The 14,707-nt window shown below is 71.7% G+C and carries 14 protein-coding genes; 13 read left to right on the top strand and 1 reads right to left on the bottom strand.

The window, feature by feature from the left end; translation table 11 throughout:
* Nucleotides 1-111: 111 nt before the first annotated feature.
* The 5 genes from MBA17_RS30600 (at nucleotide 112) to MBA17_RS30580 (ending at nucleotide 4,921) form a co-directional block, all read left to right on the top strand.
* Complete coding sequence (locus MBA17_RS30600) at nucleotides 112-1,497, top strand: amidohydrolase family protein (RefSeq protein ID WP_238500215.1); 1,386 nt, start codon at nucleotides 112-114, stop codon at nucleotides 1,495-1,497.
* Nucleotides 1,497-2,519 (top strand): alcohol dehydrogenase catalytic domain-containing protein, encoded by a 1,023-nt coding sequence (locus tag MBA17_RS30595; protein ID WP_238500214.1) that lies wholly within the window; start codon nucleotides 1,497-1,499, stop codon nucleotides 2,517-2,519. Before MBA17_RS30600 ends, MBA17_RS30595 begins: the two co-directional genes overlap by 1 nt.
* A 118-nt stretch (nucleotides 2,520-2,637) precedes the next feature.
* Nucleotides 2,638-3,972: an FGGY-family carbohydrate kinase gene (locus tag MBA17_RS30590; RefSeq protein ID WP_238500213.1), complete on the top strand. Its 1,335-nt coding sequence runs from the start codon at nucleotides 2,638-2,640 to the stop codon at nucleotides 3,970-3,972.
* Between the two features lie 170 nt (nucleotides 3,973-4,142).
* The gene (locus MBA17_RS30585; RefSeq protein WP_238500212.1) at nucleotides 4,143-4,511 is read left to right on the top strand and encodes a VOC family protein; all 369 of its coding nucleotides are present in this window, start codon (nucleotides 4,143-4,145) and stop codon (nucleotides 4,509-4,511) included.
* A gap of 14 nt (nucleotides 4,512-4,525) precedes the next feature.
* Nucleotides 4,526-4,921, top strand: a complete 396-nt coding sequence (locus tag MBA17_RS30580) for a VOC family protein (RefSeq protein WP_238500211.1) — start codon at nucleotides 4,526-4,528, stop codon at nucleotides 4,919-4,921.
* Here MBA17_RS30580 and MBA17_RS30575 read toward each other — a convergent pair.
* Nucleotides 4,896-5,933, bottom strand: coding sequence for an aldo/keto reductase (locus MBA17_RS30575; RefSeq protein ID WP_238500210.1), 1,038 nt, complete (start codon nucleotides 5,931-5,933; stop codon nucleotides 4,896-4,898). The two genes, MBA17_RS30580 and MBA17_RS30575, sit on opposite strands and share 26 nt — an antisense overlap.
* Nucleotides 5,934-6,084: 151 nt before the next feature.
* Between MBA17_RS30575 and MBA17_RS30570 the strand changes: the two genes are divergently transcribed.
* The 8 genes from MBA17_RS30570 to MBA17_RS30535 are packed head-to-tail and all read left to right on the top strand — an operon-like array spanning nucleotide 6,085 to nucleotide 14,644.
* Complete coding sequence (locus MBA17_RS30570) at nucleotides 6,085-7,278, top strand: aromatic ring-hydroxylating oxygenase subunit alpha (protein ID WP_238500209.1); 1,194 nt, start codon at nucleotides 6,085-6,087, stop codon at nucleotides 7,276-7,278.
* Between the two features lie 15 nt (nucleotides 7,279-7,293).
* Complete coding sequence (locus tag MBA17_RS30565) at nucleotides 7,294-7,749, top strand: VOC family protein (protein WP_238500208.1); 456 nt, start codon at nucleotides 7,294-7,296, stop codon at nucleotides 7,747-7,749.
* Nucleotides 7,746-8,120, top strand: coding sequence for an ester cyclase (locus MBA17_RS30560; protein ID WP_238500207.1), 375 nt, complete (start codon nucleotides 7,746-7,748; stop codon nucleotides 8,118-8,120). The genes MBA17_RS30565 and MBA17_RS30560 overlap by 4 nt, the downstream gene beginning before the upstream one ends.
* A gap of 12 nt (nucleotides 8,121-8,132) precedes the next feature.
* Nucleotides 8,133-8,915, top strand: a complete 783-nt coding sequence (locus tag MBA17_RS30555; RefSeq protein ID WP_238500206.1) for a class I fructose-bisphosphate aldolase — start codon at nucleotides 8,133-8,135, stop codon at nucleotides 8,913-8,915.
* Nucleotides 8,908-10,989, top strand: a complete 2,082-nt coding sequence (locus MBA17_RS30550) for a hydantoinase/oxoprolinase family protein (protein ID WP_238500205.1) — start codon at nucleotides 8,908-8,910, stop codon at nucleotides 10,987-10,989. The genes MBA17_RS30555 and MBA17_RS30550 overlap by 8 nt, the downstream gene beginning before the upstream one ends.
* The gene (locus MBA17_RS30545) at nucleotides 10,986-12,545 is read left to right on the top strand and encodes a hydantoinase B/oxoprolinase family protein (protein WP_238500204.1); all 1,560 of its coding nucleotides are present in this window, start codon (nucleotides 10,986-10,988) and stop codon (nucleotides 12,543-12,545) included. Before MBA17_RS30550 ends, MBA17_RS30545 begins: the two co-directional genes overlap by 4 nt.
* Entirely contained in the window at nucleotides 12,542-14,011 is a 1,470-nt protein-coding gene (locus MBA17_RS30540) for a class I adenylate-forming enzyme family protein (RefSeq protein WP_238500203.1), read from the top strand. The genes MBA17_RS30545 and MBA17_RS30540 overlap by 4 nt, the downstream gene beginning before the upstream one ends.
* Before the next feature lie 6 nt (nucleotides 14,012-14,017).
* Entirely contained in the window at nucleotides 14,018-14,644 is a 627-nt protein-coding gene (locus MBA17_RS30535) for an RraA family protein (protein WP_238500202.1), read from the top strand.
* The last annotated feature ends 63 nt before the right edge of the window (nucleotides 14,645-14,707 follow it).

Here is a 14,707-nt window from a genome sequence, read left to right as displayed (position 1 = left end):
CTGGCCGCAGGGGCAGAGCCGGGCATTGTGTCCCTGGCATGGAGTCCGCCCGACTTGTTGTGCTCCGGGGGTGATGACCTGAGTGACCCGATGAACCTAGCGTTCGATGGCATGGCGCTGAGTCCGGATCTCCTGATCACCGGTGGCGACGTCGTGACCATGAATCCCCGCCGCGAGGTGCTCCTCGGCGGCACGGTCGCCGTCGCCGGCGACACGATCATCGCCGCCGGCGGGACCCGCGAACTACGCTCCCGCTTTCCCGGTACGGCGGAGCTGGACGCCACCGACTGCGTGGTCACGCCCGGCCTGATCAACGCCCATCAGCATCTGACGGGCGACCCCCTGGTGCGGGCGTGCATCCCGGACGACATCGATTCCGACGAGGCCATCTACCAGTGGGCGGTGCCGCTGCACGAAGCCCATCTGCCGGAGGACGAGGAGCTCTCCGCGCTGCTGGCCTGCGTCGAGAACCTGCGCAACGGGGTCACCACGATCGTCGAGGCCGGCACCGTCGCCCATCCCGACCGGGTCGCGCGGGCGATGACCCAGGCGGGCGTACGGGGCACCGTCGGCACCTGGGGCTGGGACGTCGAGGACGCGCCGCACGCCGCCCCGGCCGGGGAGGTGCTCGACCGTCAGCGTGCGGTGATCGAGTCGTATCCGGCGGGCGGCCTCGTCGAGGGCCGGGTCACCCTCGTCGGTCACGGGCTGGCCTCCGACGAGCTGCTCGCCGGTGCGGCCGACCTCGCCCGCACCACGGGCGCCGGGCTGACCATGCACATGTCGCCCGGCCGCGCCGACGTCGAGCACTACCGGGAGCGGTCCGGCCGCCGCCCGCTGCTGCACCTCGCCGACCTCGGCGTGCTCGGCCCGCACCTGCTGCTGGCGCACGCCGTCTGGCTCGACGACGCGGAGGTCGGCGCCGTGCTGGCCACCGGTACGGCGATCGCCTACTGCCCGTGGGCGTACCTGCGGCTCGGCCAGGGCGTCACCAGGGCGGGACGGCACGCGGAGCTCTTCACCCGGGGCGGCAGGATCGCGCTGGGCTGCGACACGGGCAACGCGGGAGACGCCGCCGACATCCTGCGGGCCGCCGCCCTGGCCGCCGGGCTGGCCAAGGACATGGGCCTGGACCCGGCGGGGATCGGCGCGCCCGAAGCCCTGGAGATGGCCACGATCCGCGGCGCGGAGGCGGTCGGGCTCGCCGCGCGGGTGGGCTCGATCGAACCGGGTAAGCTCGCCGACCTGGTCGTGCACGACGCGACGGGCCCGCAGTGGACGCCCCGCGGCGACGTGGCGCAGCAGCTCGTGTGGTCCACCGACGGCCGCTCGGTCCGTGACGTGTTCGTCAACGGTCGGCAGGTCGTACGGCGGGGCCGTTGCGTGACCGTCGACGAGGCCGGCCTGCGGGCCGAGTCGCTCAAAGCCTCCGCCGCCCTGCTGATGCGGGCCGGCGTCACCGTACGCCATTCCTGGCCGCATCTGAGGAGTAATTGATGAGAGTCGCCGTGGTGACCGCCCCCGAGGTCGTCGAGTTGCGTGCGGAACCCGCGCCGAGTGTCGGCCCCGACGAGGTGCTGGTGGAGGTGGGCGCGTGCGGGTTGTGCACGATGGAGCGCCGCCTCTACCTCGGGGAGAAGCGGTTCTACCCGGTGGCGCCGGGTCACGAGGTGGCCGGGCGGGTCGCCGGGGTGGGCGACGCGGTGGCCGGTCTGGCCGGGTCGCCGCGGGTGGGCGACACGGTGACGGTCGATCTGCTGACCCGGTGCGGCACCTGCGCGTCGTGCCGGCGGGGGCGCAGCGCGTTGTGCAAGCGTCCCCAGGGTGGCGCCCTGTCCGACGGCACGGTGTCCTTCGGGGCGGGGCTCGCGGACAGCGTCGTGGTGAAGGCGTCCCAGGCGTACGTGACGGGGCGGGCGCCGATCGAGCACGCGGCGATGGGTGAGCCGGTGGCCTGCGTGGTCCACTCGCTGCGGCTGGGCGGGCTGCGCGCCGGTGACCGGGTGGCGGTGATCGGCGCGGGGTACATGGGCCGGCTGCACCTCGCGCTGGCGCGGCAGGCGGGCGCGGAGTCGGTCGGCATGATCGACGTGAGCACCGGCAGGCTCGCCGAGGCCGAGGCGGCGGGGGCCGCGTGGACCGCGAGCCCCGGCGAGGCGGTGGAGCGGGGCGGCAAGCAGGATCTGGTGTTCGTCACCGCCGGCGCGCCGGGCGCCCTGGAGACCGCCGTGAGCCTGTGCGACGACGGCGGCACGGTGGTGCTCTACGGCGCGTTCGCCAAGGATCTCTCGGTGGAGGTCAGCCCGGACGCGATCCACCACCACGAGCTGTCGATCATCGGCGTCTACAGCCAGGAGCCCGAGGACTGGCGGCGGGCCGCCGCCCTGATCGCCTCCGGGGTCCTCGCCGCCGACCTGGACGCCCTGGTGACGGCCCGCTTCGCCCTAGACGACGTGGCCGAGGCGCTGAAGCTCGCCGCCACCACGCCGGTCTACCGCGTCCTGGTCGGCGGCCGATGAGGCCCGGAACGGCCACCCGCCGGACCGCAGCGCAGGCCGTCCGGCCCGGCGCGACCGCGACGCGGAGACCGGAGCAGGCGACGGGGTCACGTTCGGGAGCCGGGCGGAGGAGCCGGTGATGAGCACGGTGCCGGGGATGGACGCCGGGTCGAGCTCCGCGCGGGCGAGGAGCACGGTGCTGGGGATCGACGTCGGGTCGAACTCCGCGCGGGCGCTGGCGCTCGACCCCGACGGGAACGTGGTGGCCGGCGCCTCCGGGTCCTACGCGGGCGCGGAGGGCTGGGCGGAGGGCCGGGCGGAGCCGGCGGCGTGGCTGGCGGCCGTGGTCGAGGCGGTCACCGCGCTCGGCCTGCGCCCGCAGGCGATCTGCGTCGGCGGCCAGAGCCCGACCACGGTCACGCTGGACGGCAGCCAGGCGGTGACCGTACGCCACCCGGCGGGCGCCGCGGGCAGTCCGGCCGAACAGCACTACGCGCAGCGCGAGGTGCTCGGCGCCGGCAAGGTCATGCAGATCTACGACTGGGTGCCGGCCAGGCTCGGCGCGGCCGACCGGCAGGCACGCTGGCCCGGCGACCCCAGCCTCGACGGGTACGGCAGGCGGGCCGAGACCGGCACGATCGTCGGCTACACGGACGGCGCGCTCGGCCTGCCCAAGGACATCCCGCTGGTGGCCGGGGCACAGGACGCCTACCTGGCCTTCTGGGCCGGCGGCGTGGACACCCCCGGCAGGGGCCTGGACCCGGGCGGCCGCACGGGCGGGCTCGCGGTCGCCGTCGACGCCGCGGGCGTGGACGCCGACCCGTACTCGCTGCGCAGCGCCGCGACCGGTGTGGACATCGTCGGCGGCCCGGTGAGCAGCCACGGCCTGATGCTGGAGTGGCTGCGCGACCTGACCGGCAGGACGGTTCCCGAACTGCTGGCGCTGGCCGAGCCGGTGCCCGTCGGCGCGGACGGCGTCGTCGTCCTGCCGTACCTGGAGGGCGAGCGCGCGCCGCGCTGGCAGCGGGACCTGCGGGCCGAGATCGTCGGGCTGGGCTCCGGCCATGGTCCGGGGCACCTCGCCCGCGCGGTGCTGGAAGGCACGGCGTACGGCTTACGCCATATCGCCGACTCGCTGCCCGGTTCGCTCGACGTCCTGGTCTGTGCCGGTTCGCCGGCGCGTAGCCCCCTGTGGTGCCAGATCAAGGCCGATGTGCTCGAAGTCCCCGTCGAGGTGCCCGCCGAGCCCGACCTGGCCGCGTACGGCGCGGCCCTGGCGGCGGGCGCGGGGGCCGGTTGGTGGCCGGCGCCCGGCACGGCGGCGGGCGGGTCGTGGCCCCGGCCGCCGGTGACCGTCGTCGAGCCGGCTCCCCACTCGGTCCACCGCACGGCCTACCGGCGTTTCGTGGAGCTGGGCGACGCGGCCGAGCTGCGCCTGACCGGGCAGCCGGCGGAGTCGCCCGTGTCCGGGTAGCCGACCACACCGCCCGTGTCCGGTAGCCGACCACACACCGACCGTGTCCGGGTAGCCGACCACACCGCCCGTGTCCGGTAGCCGACCACACACCGACCGTGTCCGGGTAGCCGGCCGCACCGACCGTGTCCGGAAGACGGACCAGACCTGATTCGAAGTGAGGAGACACCTTGCCCAACCCAGTGATCTTCGTTGACTTTCCGACGACCGATCCCGAGGCCAGCTCGGATTTCTACGAGAAGCTCTTCGGCTGGCAGATCAAGCGCCGCCCGGCCGGCGAGTTCCACGAGGTGCTGCCCGGGGTGAAGCCCAACCTGGGGATCCACCGTGAGGAGACTCCGGTCTCCGGGCCCGTCCCCCGGGTCTACGTGATGGTCGACGAGCCGCCGAAGTTCCTCGCCCAGGCCGTCGAGATGGGCGCGACGGTTCTGTGGGAGGAGCGGTACTGGGAGGAGTTCGACGGGCGGCTCGCGGCGTTCCGCGACCCGTGGGGCAGCGAGATCGTGCTCTGGCGCGACAAGGGCACGTACTACAAGTAACAGGAGTTATGACCGTGGCAAACACGCTTGTCTTCGTCGATCTGCCGACCTCGGACATCGAGGCGACCTCGATCTTCTACAAGGATCTGTTCGGCTGGACGATCAACGGCCGCCCGCAGGGCGTCTTCCACCAGGTGGTGCCCGGCGAGGGGCTGCACCTCGGGCTGTGGAACGAGGTGCAGCAGGTCCCGGACCCCGCGCCGCGGTCGCCCGAGCAGCGTTCCGGGGTGCAGCCGCGCATTTACATCACGGTCGACGGCCCGCCCGGCGAATATCTCAACAAGGCCGTGATGCTCGGCGCCACGGCCCTGTGGGAGCAGACCTACTGGGAGGAGTTCAACGGCCACCACGCGTCGTTCCTCGACCCGTGGGGCAACCAGATCGTCATCTGGGGAAAGAACGACGCCTGAGGCCGGGGTCGGCCAGCGCCGGAGGCACATACCCGACATCGTCGGGGCTGAGGCTGGTCCCCGGCGCGACGAGTTCGTCGATCGCGTCGAGCACCTCCGGCGCGAGCCGTACGGCGTCGGCTCCGAGGTGGTCGGTCAGCTGCGCGAGGGTGCGCGGGCCGATCACGGCCGAGGTCACCGCCCGGTGGGACAGGACGAAGCCCAGGGCCAGGTGGATCAGCGAGATCCCGGCTTCGGCCGCCAGGTCGCCCAGCTTCGCCGACAGGTCGAGCTTGCGGGCGCGTACGTCTTCCGCCCGGTAGTCGAAGTGCTCGGCGTTGACGGCTGCCCGGGAGTCGGCGGGCGGGGGCGCGTCGCGGCGGTACTTGCCGGTCAGCCAGCCGCCGTTGAGCGGGCTCCACACCAGGACGCCCATGCCGTACCGCTCGGCGACGGGGAGGGAGGCGGCCTCGGCGTGCCGGGCCAGAATGGAGTAGGAGAGCTGCTCGGCGGTGAACCGCTCGCGGCCGCGCCGCTCGGCGGCCCACTGCGCCTCGACCAGTTCCTCGGCGGGGAAGGAGGACGTGCCGATGGCGCGCACCTTGCCCTGGCGGATGAGGTCGGTCAGGGCGCCGAGGGTCTCGTCCACGTCGGTCAGGGGGTCCGGCCTGTGCACCTGGTAGAGGTCGATCCAGTCGGTGTCGAGGCGGCGCAGGCTGTCCTCCACCGCCTTCATGATCCAGCGTCGCGAGTTGCCCCGGTGGTTGGGGTCCTCGGACATCGGGTTGTGGAACTTGGTGGCCAGGACGACGTCGTCCCTGCGGCCCTTCAACGCGCGCCCGACGATCTCCTCGCTCTCGCCGAAGGCGTAGACGTCGGCGGTGTCGATCACGTTGATGCCGGCGTCCAGCGCCGTGTGCACCATGCGGACGCATTCGTCGTGGTCGGGGTTGCCCCAGGCGCCGAACATCATCGTGCCGAGACAGAGCGGGCTGACCTGGATGCCGGTGCGGCCAAGAGTTCGGTGATTCACGGGAACGACCCTGTCACGCCGCAGGTACGGGCACCGATGTGGCTCCGGTGCAGTGCGGAGGCCCGATCTTTGGGCTGGGGGCACATGGAGGCTTTCCACACCCCGGACATAGCGTCCCAGACATCCCCTTGAGCAGCACGGGAGGCACCTCTTGCTCGAAGACAGTACAGCGGAGCAGGCCCTGCACGAGCGTGTCGTGCGCCGTCAGGGCGACTGGGAGCGCGAGTCACACGGGCTCGTCGACCCGCCGCTGCCCAGCGACATGCTGCAACCGTGGGAGATCTGGGACCAGGACCTGTTCAACCTGGAGATGATCCGGGTGTTCGCGCGGTCCTGGGTGTGGCTGGGCGACACCGAGGACCTCGCGAAGCCGGGCGACTTCATCACCGGCAAGGTGGGCACCCAGCCGGTGATCGTGATCCGCCAGGAGGACGGCTCGGTCAAGGGCTTCCTCAACAACTGCCGCCACCGCGCCGCCGGCCTGGCGTTCGAGCCGGCCGGCTCGTGCAAGGCGCTGGCCTGCCCCTACCACGCGTGGACGTACGCGATCGACGGCAAGCTGCTGAGCATCCCCGACATGGAGCGGATGTACGGCCCGGACTTCCCGATGGAGGAGTACGGCCTGGTCCCGATCCGGGTGAAGGTGGCCTTCGACAAGCTGGTCTTCGTCTGCCTGTCGCGCAAGACGCCGACCTTCGAGGAGTGGATCGCGCCGCTGCTCCCCCGCTACGAGCAGTACAAGATCCACACCTTCAAGAGGTACCACCGCGAGCTCGACGAGATCCACCCGATCAACTGGAAGACGTTCGTCGAGAACTCCAACGACGACTACCATGTCCGCTTCGTGCATCGGCGGTTGAACAAGGTGCGCAAGCAGATGGACACGATCGTCCGGTTCGAGGGTCGTACGACCAGCGGGTACAAGCCGCACTCCGCGAACTTCGACATGTCGGCCGGCCGTACGGACCTCGACGAGCAGGATCTGAAGGGCAGCTACGCGGAGTTCATCTACCCGAACCTGACGCCGCTGCCGTACGCGTCACAATTGATCATGGTGCGCGTCGACCCGATCGCCCCCGACTCCTCGCGGCTGTTCTCCCGGATCTACGGGCTCACCGACGATCTGGAGCTGCAGAACCGGGAGCTGGACGGGCTGGCGCAGACCAACAAGGAAGACACCGACATGGTGACGCAGCTCATGGGGAACCTGCGCTCGCCCTTCTACCGCGTGGGACCGCCCAGCGCGTGGGAAGGAAGAGCACAGCACATGATGAAGCTGATCCGTGCGGATGTGGCCACGCCGCTCGATCCCGACGAGTTCGACGGGCCCGTCGACAAAGACTGAGACACGAGGAGAATCATGGCTCTCGGCAAAACGCTCACCGAAGCACGCTGGACCCACGTCGCGCTGCCCAGCAGCGACCTGGACAAGGCGATCGAGTTCTACACGACGCTGACCCCGCTCGTGGTGGTCGCGAGGCACGAGGACAACGCCGGCCGGAACGCCTGGCTGTCGAACGACAAGCAGGTCGAGACCCCGTTCGTGCTGGTGCTGGTGGAGTTCGCCAAGGACAAGGGGAACCCGCAGCCGCAGCTCACCCCGTTCGCGCACCTCGGCATCGAGGTGCCGAACCGCGAGGACGTCGACGCGATCGCGGAGAAGGGCCGCGAGCTGGGCTGCCTGCACTGGGAGCCCCAGCAGATCCCGCCGCCGGTCGGCTACGTCTGCGCGCTCAAGGACCCCGACGGCAACGTCATCGAGATCTCGCACGACCAGAAGGTCTACGAAGAGGTACGCACGCTTTGGGGGGAGTGACCCGGCAGGCGGTCGAGCGCTACATCGCGGCGCTCAACCGCCACTCCCCGGAGGAGATCGCCGCCTGCGTGACCCCCGGTTTCCACAACGAGCACACCTCGGCGGCCGGCGTCAGCCTGCACGGCAGGGACGCCTACCGGGAGCGGCTGGGGAACTTCCTGACGGAGTTCACCGACCTCTCCTACGAGATCGAGGACCTGCTCGTCGACGGCGACCGCGCCGCCGTGCCGTACCGGATGACCTTCAGGTACGGCGGCGCCCCCGTCACGATCCGCGGCATGTTCCGCTTCCGCGTGGCGGACGGGCTGGTCGCGCACCGGGTCGACTACTGGGACGGCGCCGAGTTCGAGCGCCAGATCCGCACCGCCTAGAAAGGAACCACCGTGCAGTACACCTCCGCCGTCGGAGCGGGCAAGGTCCGGCGGATGCGCCGGATGTTCGGCGCCGACGGCCGCAGCCTGTTCGTGGCGATGGACCACGCCGCCTACATGGGCCAGGGGCCGCCGCTGGGCGAGCCCATGCACGAGATCGCGGCCGGCCGGCCCGACGGGGTGCTGGTCACCTGGCACCTGGCCCGCGCCTACGCCGACGCCTTCGCCGGCGCAGGGCTGGTGCTGCGGGTCGACGGCGGCTCCTCCGAGCTGGGCGAACGCGCGACCAGCGACCTCAACGCCATGCTGCACCGGGCCGAGGAGGCCGTGAAGATCGGCGCCGACTGCCTGGTGGTGCTGGCCTTCCCCGGCGCGCCCGACGAGGACAAGTCGCTCACCCGACTCGCCCGGCTGTGCTCGGAGGCCGAGATGCTCGGCCTGCCGGTCATGGCGGAGATGATCCCCGGCGGCTGGGGTCAGGCGGTGCCGTGGACCGTGGAGAACGTGGCCCGCGCCGCCCGGATCGGCGCCGAACTGGGCGCGGACATCATCAAGACGGTCTGCCCCGGCCCACCGGCCGAGTTCGCCCAGGTCGTCGAGACCTGTCCGGTCCCGGTGGTCGCCCTCGGCGGCCCCAAGATGAAGACCGAGGACGACGTGGTCGCCGTAGCGCGGGGCGTGGTCGAGGCGGGCGGGGCCGGGGTCGCCTTCGGCCGCAACGTGTGGGGCTCGGAGAAGCCCCGGCAATTGGTGGAGCGGCTGCGCGACGCAGTGCACGGGACGACCGGTGACTGACTGGCGGCTCGCCGTCGACATCGGCGGGACCTTCACCGACGTGGTCCTGCTCGACGCGGACTCCGGGCGCGTGGTAGTGGAGAAGACCCTGACCACCCCCGCGGCCCCGCTCGGCGGCGTCCGCGAAGGGGTGACCTCGGCGCTGGCGGCGGCCGGTATCGAGCCCCGCGACATCACCCGGCCGATCGTGCACGCCACGACGCTGATCACCAACGCCCTCATCGAGGGCAAGACCGGCCGCGCCGCGCTGGTCACCACCAGCGGGTTCGGTGACACGCTGGAGATCCGCACCGAACACCGCTACGACATGTACGACATGCAGATCGAGTTCCCCGCCCCGCCGATCCCGCGCGAGCTGGTGTTCGAGATCGACGAGCGGACGATGGCCACCGGAGAGGTACGGCAGGCGCCGACCGAGGCCGCGCTCGACCAGCTCGCCACCAAGTTGCAGGGTGTGCAGGCCGTCGCGGTCTGCCTGCTCAACTCCTACGCGAACGCCGACAACGAGCGGCTGGTCGCCGAGGGCCTGACCAAGCGCCTCGGCGTGCCCGTCTGCGCGTCCTTCGAGGTCACGCCGCAGATCCGGGAGTATCCCCGGATGGTCACGACGGCCTGCAACGCGGCGACCATGCCCGTGATCGGCCCCTACCTCTCGGAGCTGGAGCGCTGGCTGAGTGACAGCGGCTTCGGCGCCTCGGTGCTGATGATGCTCTCCAACGGCGGGGTCGTCTCGGCGGCCGACGCGCGCCGGGTGCCGATCAGGCTGGTGGAGTCGGGCCCGGCGGCCGGCGCGCTCGCGGGCGTCTGGTACGCCAAACGGCTCGGCGAGGACCGGTTGTTCTGCTTCGACCTCGGCGGCACCACCGCCAAGTCGTGCCTGATCGAAGACTACGTCCCCGAGCTGACCAACGAGTTCGAGGTCGCCCGGGTCTACCGGTTCAAGAAGGGCTCCGGCTACCCGTGCTCGGTGCCCTCCGTCGACCTGGTGGAGATCGGCGCGGGCGGCGGCAGCCTGGCACGGATCGACGACCTGGGGCTGCTCAAGGTGGGCCCCGACTCCTCGGGCGCGGACCCCGGCCCGGTCAGCTACGCCAGGGGCGGCACCGTCCCGGCCACCACCGACGCCGACCTGGTCATGGGCCTGCTCGACCCCGACTACTTCCTCGGCGGCGAGATGCCGCTCGACCTCGACCTGGCGCGCGAGTCCTTCGAGCCGCTGGCCGACGGCCTGGAGACGGACGTGGACGAGGCCGCCGTGGGCGTCTACGAGGTGATCAACCAGAACATGGCGGCGGCGGCCCGGATGCACGCCGTGGAGCGCGGCATCGACCTGCGCGGCGTCGCGCTGATCGCGTTCGGCGGCGCGGGCCCGGTGCACGCCTGCGGCGTCGCGACCCTCCTCGAAGCACCCCGGGTGATCTTCCCGGTGAACGCGAGCGTGCTGTCCGCGTTCGGCACCCTGGTCAGCCCGGTCCGGATCGACCTGGCCCGCAGCATGGTCCGGGTGCTCGGCGGCGACATGGAACACGACCGCGACACGCTGCTGGAGGAGATGCGCGAGGAGGGCCGCAAGGTCCTCGCCTCCGCCGGGGCCGACGTCTCGGCGGTGCGGTTCCGCTACGGGCTGGACGCGCGGTACGCCGGGCAGGGCAACGAGATCACCGTCTGGGTCGGCGAGGGCGCCTCCTGGCCGCTCTCCCCCGAGGAGACGGTCGAGCAGTTCCACCAGGCGTACGAGCGGGTGTACGGCCTGCGCATCCCCGACCTGGAGGTGGAGGTCGTCACCTGGCGGGTCGCCGCCTGGTCGGATCCGCCGCCGTTCGAGGTGCCCACGCTGGCCCCCGGCAGCGGTACGGCGGTGCCGTACGGGACCAGGAAGGCGCGGTTCCGGCGGGGTGAGCGGCCCGCCGACGTGCCCGTCTACCGGCGGGGCGAGCTGGGCGCGGGGATGAGGTTCAGCGGGCCCGCCCTGGTGGAGGAGCGGGAGACCACCTCGGTCGTGCCGGACGGCTGGACCTGCGAGGTCGCGCCCGACGGCTCCATCATCGCGACCGCAGTAGGAGGCACCCGATGAGCCGGACCTTCGACGCCATCGAGCTTGAGGTCCTCTGGGGCTCGCTCGTGTCGACCGTGAACGAGCAGGCCAGGGCGTTGCAGCGGGCGGCGTTCAGCCCGATCGTGCGGGAGGCCGGCGACCTCGCCAACGCCCTGTTCGACCGGCGCGGCCGGATGGTGGCACAGGCGGTGACCGGCACTCCCGGGCACATCAACTCCCTGGCGATCGCCGTCCGCAACATCCTCGACAAGCACCCGGTCGACTCCCTCGAACCGGGCGACGTACTGATCACCAACGACCCGTACAAGACGGCCGGGCAGCTCCTCGACGTGACCGTGCTGGTCCCGGTGTTCCGCGCGGGCCGGGTCATCGCGTTCTTCGGCTCCACGATCCACCACACCGACGTCGGCGGTTACGGCATCGGCGCGGGGGCACGTGACGTCTTCGAGGAGGGCCTGTGGATCCCGATCACGAAACTGCTCGTCAAGGGTGAACGGCACGCGCCGGTCTGGGACTTCATCCTGGCCAACGTCCGGCAGCCCACCCACATGGCCGGCGACCTGCACGCCCAGATCGCCTCGGGCGAGGTCGGGGCCCAGCGGCTGCGCACCCTGCTCGACGCGTACGACCTGGCCGACATCGAGGGCCTGGCCGACGAGGTCATCGAGCGGTCCGAGGACGCCACCCGGCGGGCGATCAGGCGCCTGCCCGGCGGCAGGTACGAGGCGGCCTCGGTGCTCGACCTGGCCGACGGCTCGGAGATCACCATCCAGGTCGCGGTGACCGTCGACCCGGAGCTCGGCGAGATCCTCGTCGACTACGCGGGCTCGTCCGGCGCCAGCCCGTACGGCATCAACGTGGTCAAGAACTACACCCACGCCTACACCACGTTCACCCTGCGCAGCCTGCTCAACCCGGAGATCCCGAACAACGCGGGCTCGCTCGCCCCGATCCGGGTGGAGGCCCCCGTGGGCAGCATCGTCAACGCGGTGCCCCCGTCGCCCTGCACGGCCAGGCACGTGGTCGGCATGTTCCTCCCCATGCCGCTGCTGCAGGCTATGTCACAGGTGCTACCTGACGCAGTGATGGCGGAGGGCTCCGCGGCCGTGTGGACCATGCAGGTCAGCGGGCAGCACGACGACGGCAGGCCGTTCATCACCGCGATGTTCACCTACGCCGGCGGTGTGGGCGCGCGTTCCGCCAAGCCGGGCCTGTCCGCCACCTCCTATCCGACGGGCGTGGCGGCGGTGCCGATCGAGGTGGTCGAGGGCTCGGCGCCGATCAGGTTCCTGCGCAAGGAACTGCGCCGCGACTCCGGCGGGAAGGGCCGTTTCACCGGCGGGCTCGGCCAGACGATCGAGTTCACCGTCGACACCAAGGCCCCGTGGACGCTCAACGCGGTGACCAGCCGCCTGGCGCGCGGCCCGCTCGGTGTCTTCGGCGGCGAGGCGGGCGCGACCGGCCGCTTCCTCGTCAACGGCGAGCCGGTGCGCACCCAGGCGCGGATCACGCTGCAACCCGGCGACGTGGTACGGCTGGAGCTGCCCGGCGGCGGAGGGTACGGCGAGGCATGACCGCGACGTTCGCCGACCGGTGGCGAGAGGCGGTGGCGGCCCGTCCGGATCAGCCCTTCCTGGTGTGGGAGGGCCCGGACGGGTCGGTGACCCGGTGGACGTACGCCGAGTTCGACGCGCTCGCCGACCGGGTGGCGGGCGGGCTGGTCTCCCATGGGGTGCGGCCCGGCCGCCGGGTCGGGCTCGCGCTGCGCAACTCCCCGGCGTTCGTCGCGATCTGGATCGCCTGCGCCAAGCTCGGCGCGGCGATGGTGGCGTGCGATCCCTCGACGCCGACCACCGAGCTGTCGTTCCTGCTCAGGCGGACCTCGGCGGTGCTCGCGATCCGGGCGAGCGCCTTCCCCGCGCACGTGCCCGTCCTGGTGGTCGCCGAGGACGACGTCACGCTCGACGGGCTGTGCGGCCGGCCGTACACGCCGCAGGAGCCGCCGGGGCCGGGTGAGCCGCTCGGGCTGATGTTCACCTCGGGCACCACCGCGGCGCCCAAGTGCGTCGTCGTCACCCAGGCGAACTACGCCTTCGCCGGCGACGTCATGGCCGCCGCCGCCACGCTGCGCCCCGGCGACCGGCAACTCGTCGTGCTGCCGATGTTCCACGCCAACGCGCAGTACTACTCCTTCGCGGCGGCGATCTCGGCCGGGGCGAGCGTGGCCCTGATGCACACCTTCTCCGCCAGCCGTTTCCTCACCCAGGCCAAACGGCACGAAGCCACCCACGCCAGCCTGTTCGCGGCGCCGATCCGGATGATCCTCAGCCGTGGCAACACCCCCGTCGAAGGGCTCCGGCTGGTCAACTGCTGGTACGCCCAGAACCTCACGGACGAGGCGTACGAGGAGATCGCGGACCTGCTGGGGTGCCGCCCGAGGCAGTTGTACGGCATGACGGAGACGATCCCGGCCGTGCTCACCAACCCGCTCGCCGGTCCGATCCCGGCGGCGATGGGCCGGACCACGCTGGGCTGCTCGGTCCGCGTCGCCGAGCCGGGCACCTGCGTGCCCTCGCGGGAGGGCGAGATCCTCGTCGGCGGCACTCCGGGGACGACGCTGTTCGCGGAGTATCTCGACGACCCGGAGACGACCTCGGCGTCCTACCGGGAGGGCTGGTTCGTCACCGGCGACAGCGGCACCGTCGACGCCGACGGGAACGTCCACTTCGCCGGGCGCGGCGGCGACGTGCTGAAGGTCGCCGGTGAGAACGTCTCGATCGTGGAGATCGAGACCGTGCTGGCCCGTCATCCGGACCTGTTCGAGGTCGCCGTCGTGGGCGAGTCCGACCCGGTACGGGACGAGGTACCGGTGGCGTACGTGGTGCCGCGTGACGGAGTGGACCCGTCCAGGCTCGGGGAACTCGGGGATTGGTGCGCGGAGCACCTGGCCAGGTCCAGCCGACCGGTGCGCTTCGAGGTGGTGGAAGCACTACCACGCACTTCCGTAGGAAAGATCCGCAAATTTCTCCTCAAGAGGTGATTTATCGTGGTTCCCCCGACTACCGCGATCGCAGATGTCCTCCAGCTCAAGGGGCTGAACGGCTGGCTCAGCCCGCCGTTGCGCCCCTTCTACCGCTCGCAGGCCGTACTGGGCACCGCCAGGACGATCAGGGTCGCGAGCGGTCGTGGCGACGACGGTTTGAAACCCCTGCACCGGCTGCTTGACGAGGACCTCGAAGGCCGGGTGATCGTGGTCGCCGGCGCGCAGGCCGCGATGGGCGCGATGTGGGGGGAGATCCTCACGCGTGCGGCCCTGGCCAGCGGCGCCTTCGGCGCGCTCGTGGAGGGCGGGGTGCGCGACGCCGACGCCTTCCGCGATCTGGGGCTGCCGGTCTGGGCCCTCAACGAGGCGACCGCGGGCCCCGGCCCCGATGTGCACATCGCTGAGGTGGGCGAACCCGTGGAGATCTCGGGAGTGCGCATCTGCGACGGCAACCCGGTGGTGATGGACTGGAACGGAGTCGTCGCGCTGGAGTCGACCGACATGATCGGCGACGCCTGCGCCTACGCGGACGCGGAGGAGGAAGTGGTGATCGCGCTCAGGGACGGCGCCACGCTCGCCGAGGCGTACCAGTACAAGGCCGAGGTGGTCGCCAAACTGCGTCATCCCTGACACGTGACGGCTCCGGGTCGGGCGCGGGACGGGCAGGTGCCGGGTCGGTGAGTGGCCGTCCGA

The organism is Dolomitihabitans soli (genome assembly GCF_022213955.1).
GTDB lineage: Bacteria > Actinomycetota > Actinomycetes > Streptosporangiales > Streptosporangiaceae > Streptosporangium_A > Streptosporangium_A soli.
This window is presented reverse-complemented; position numbering and strand designations above follow the sequence as displayed.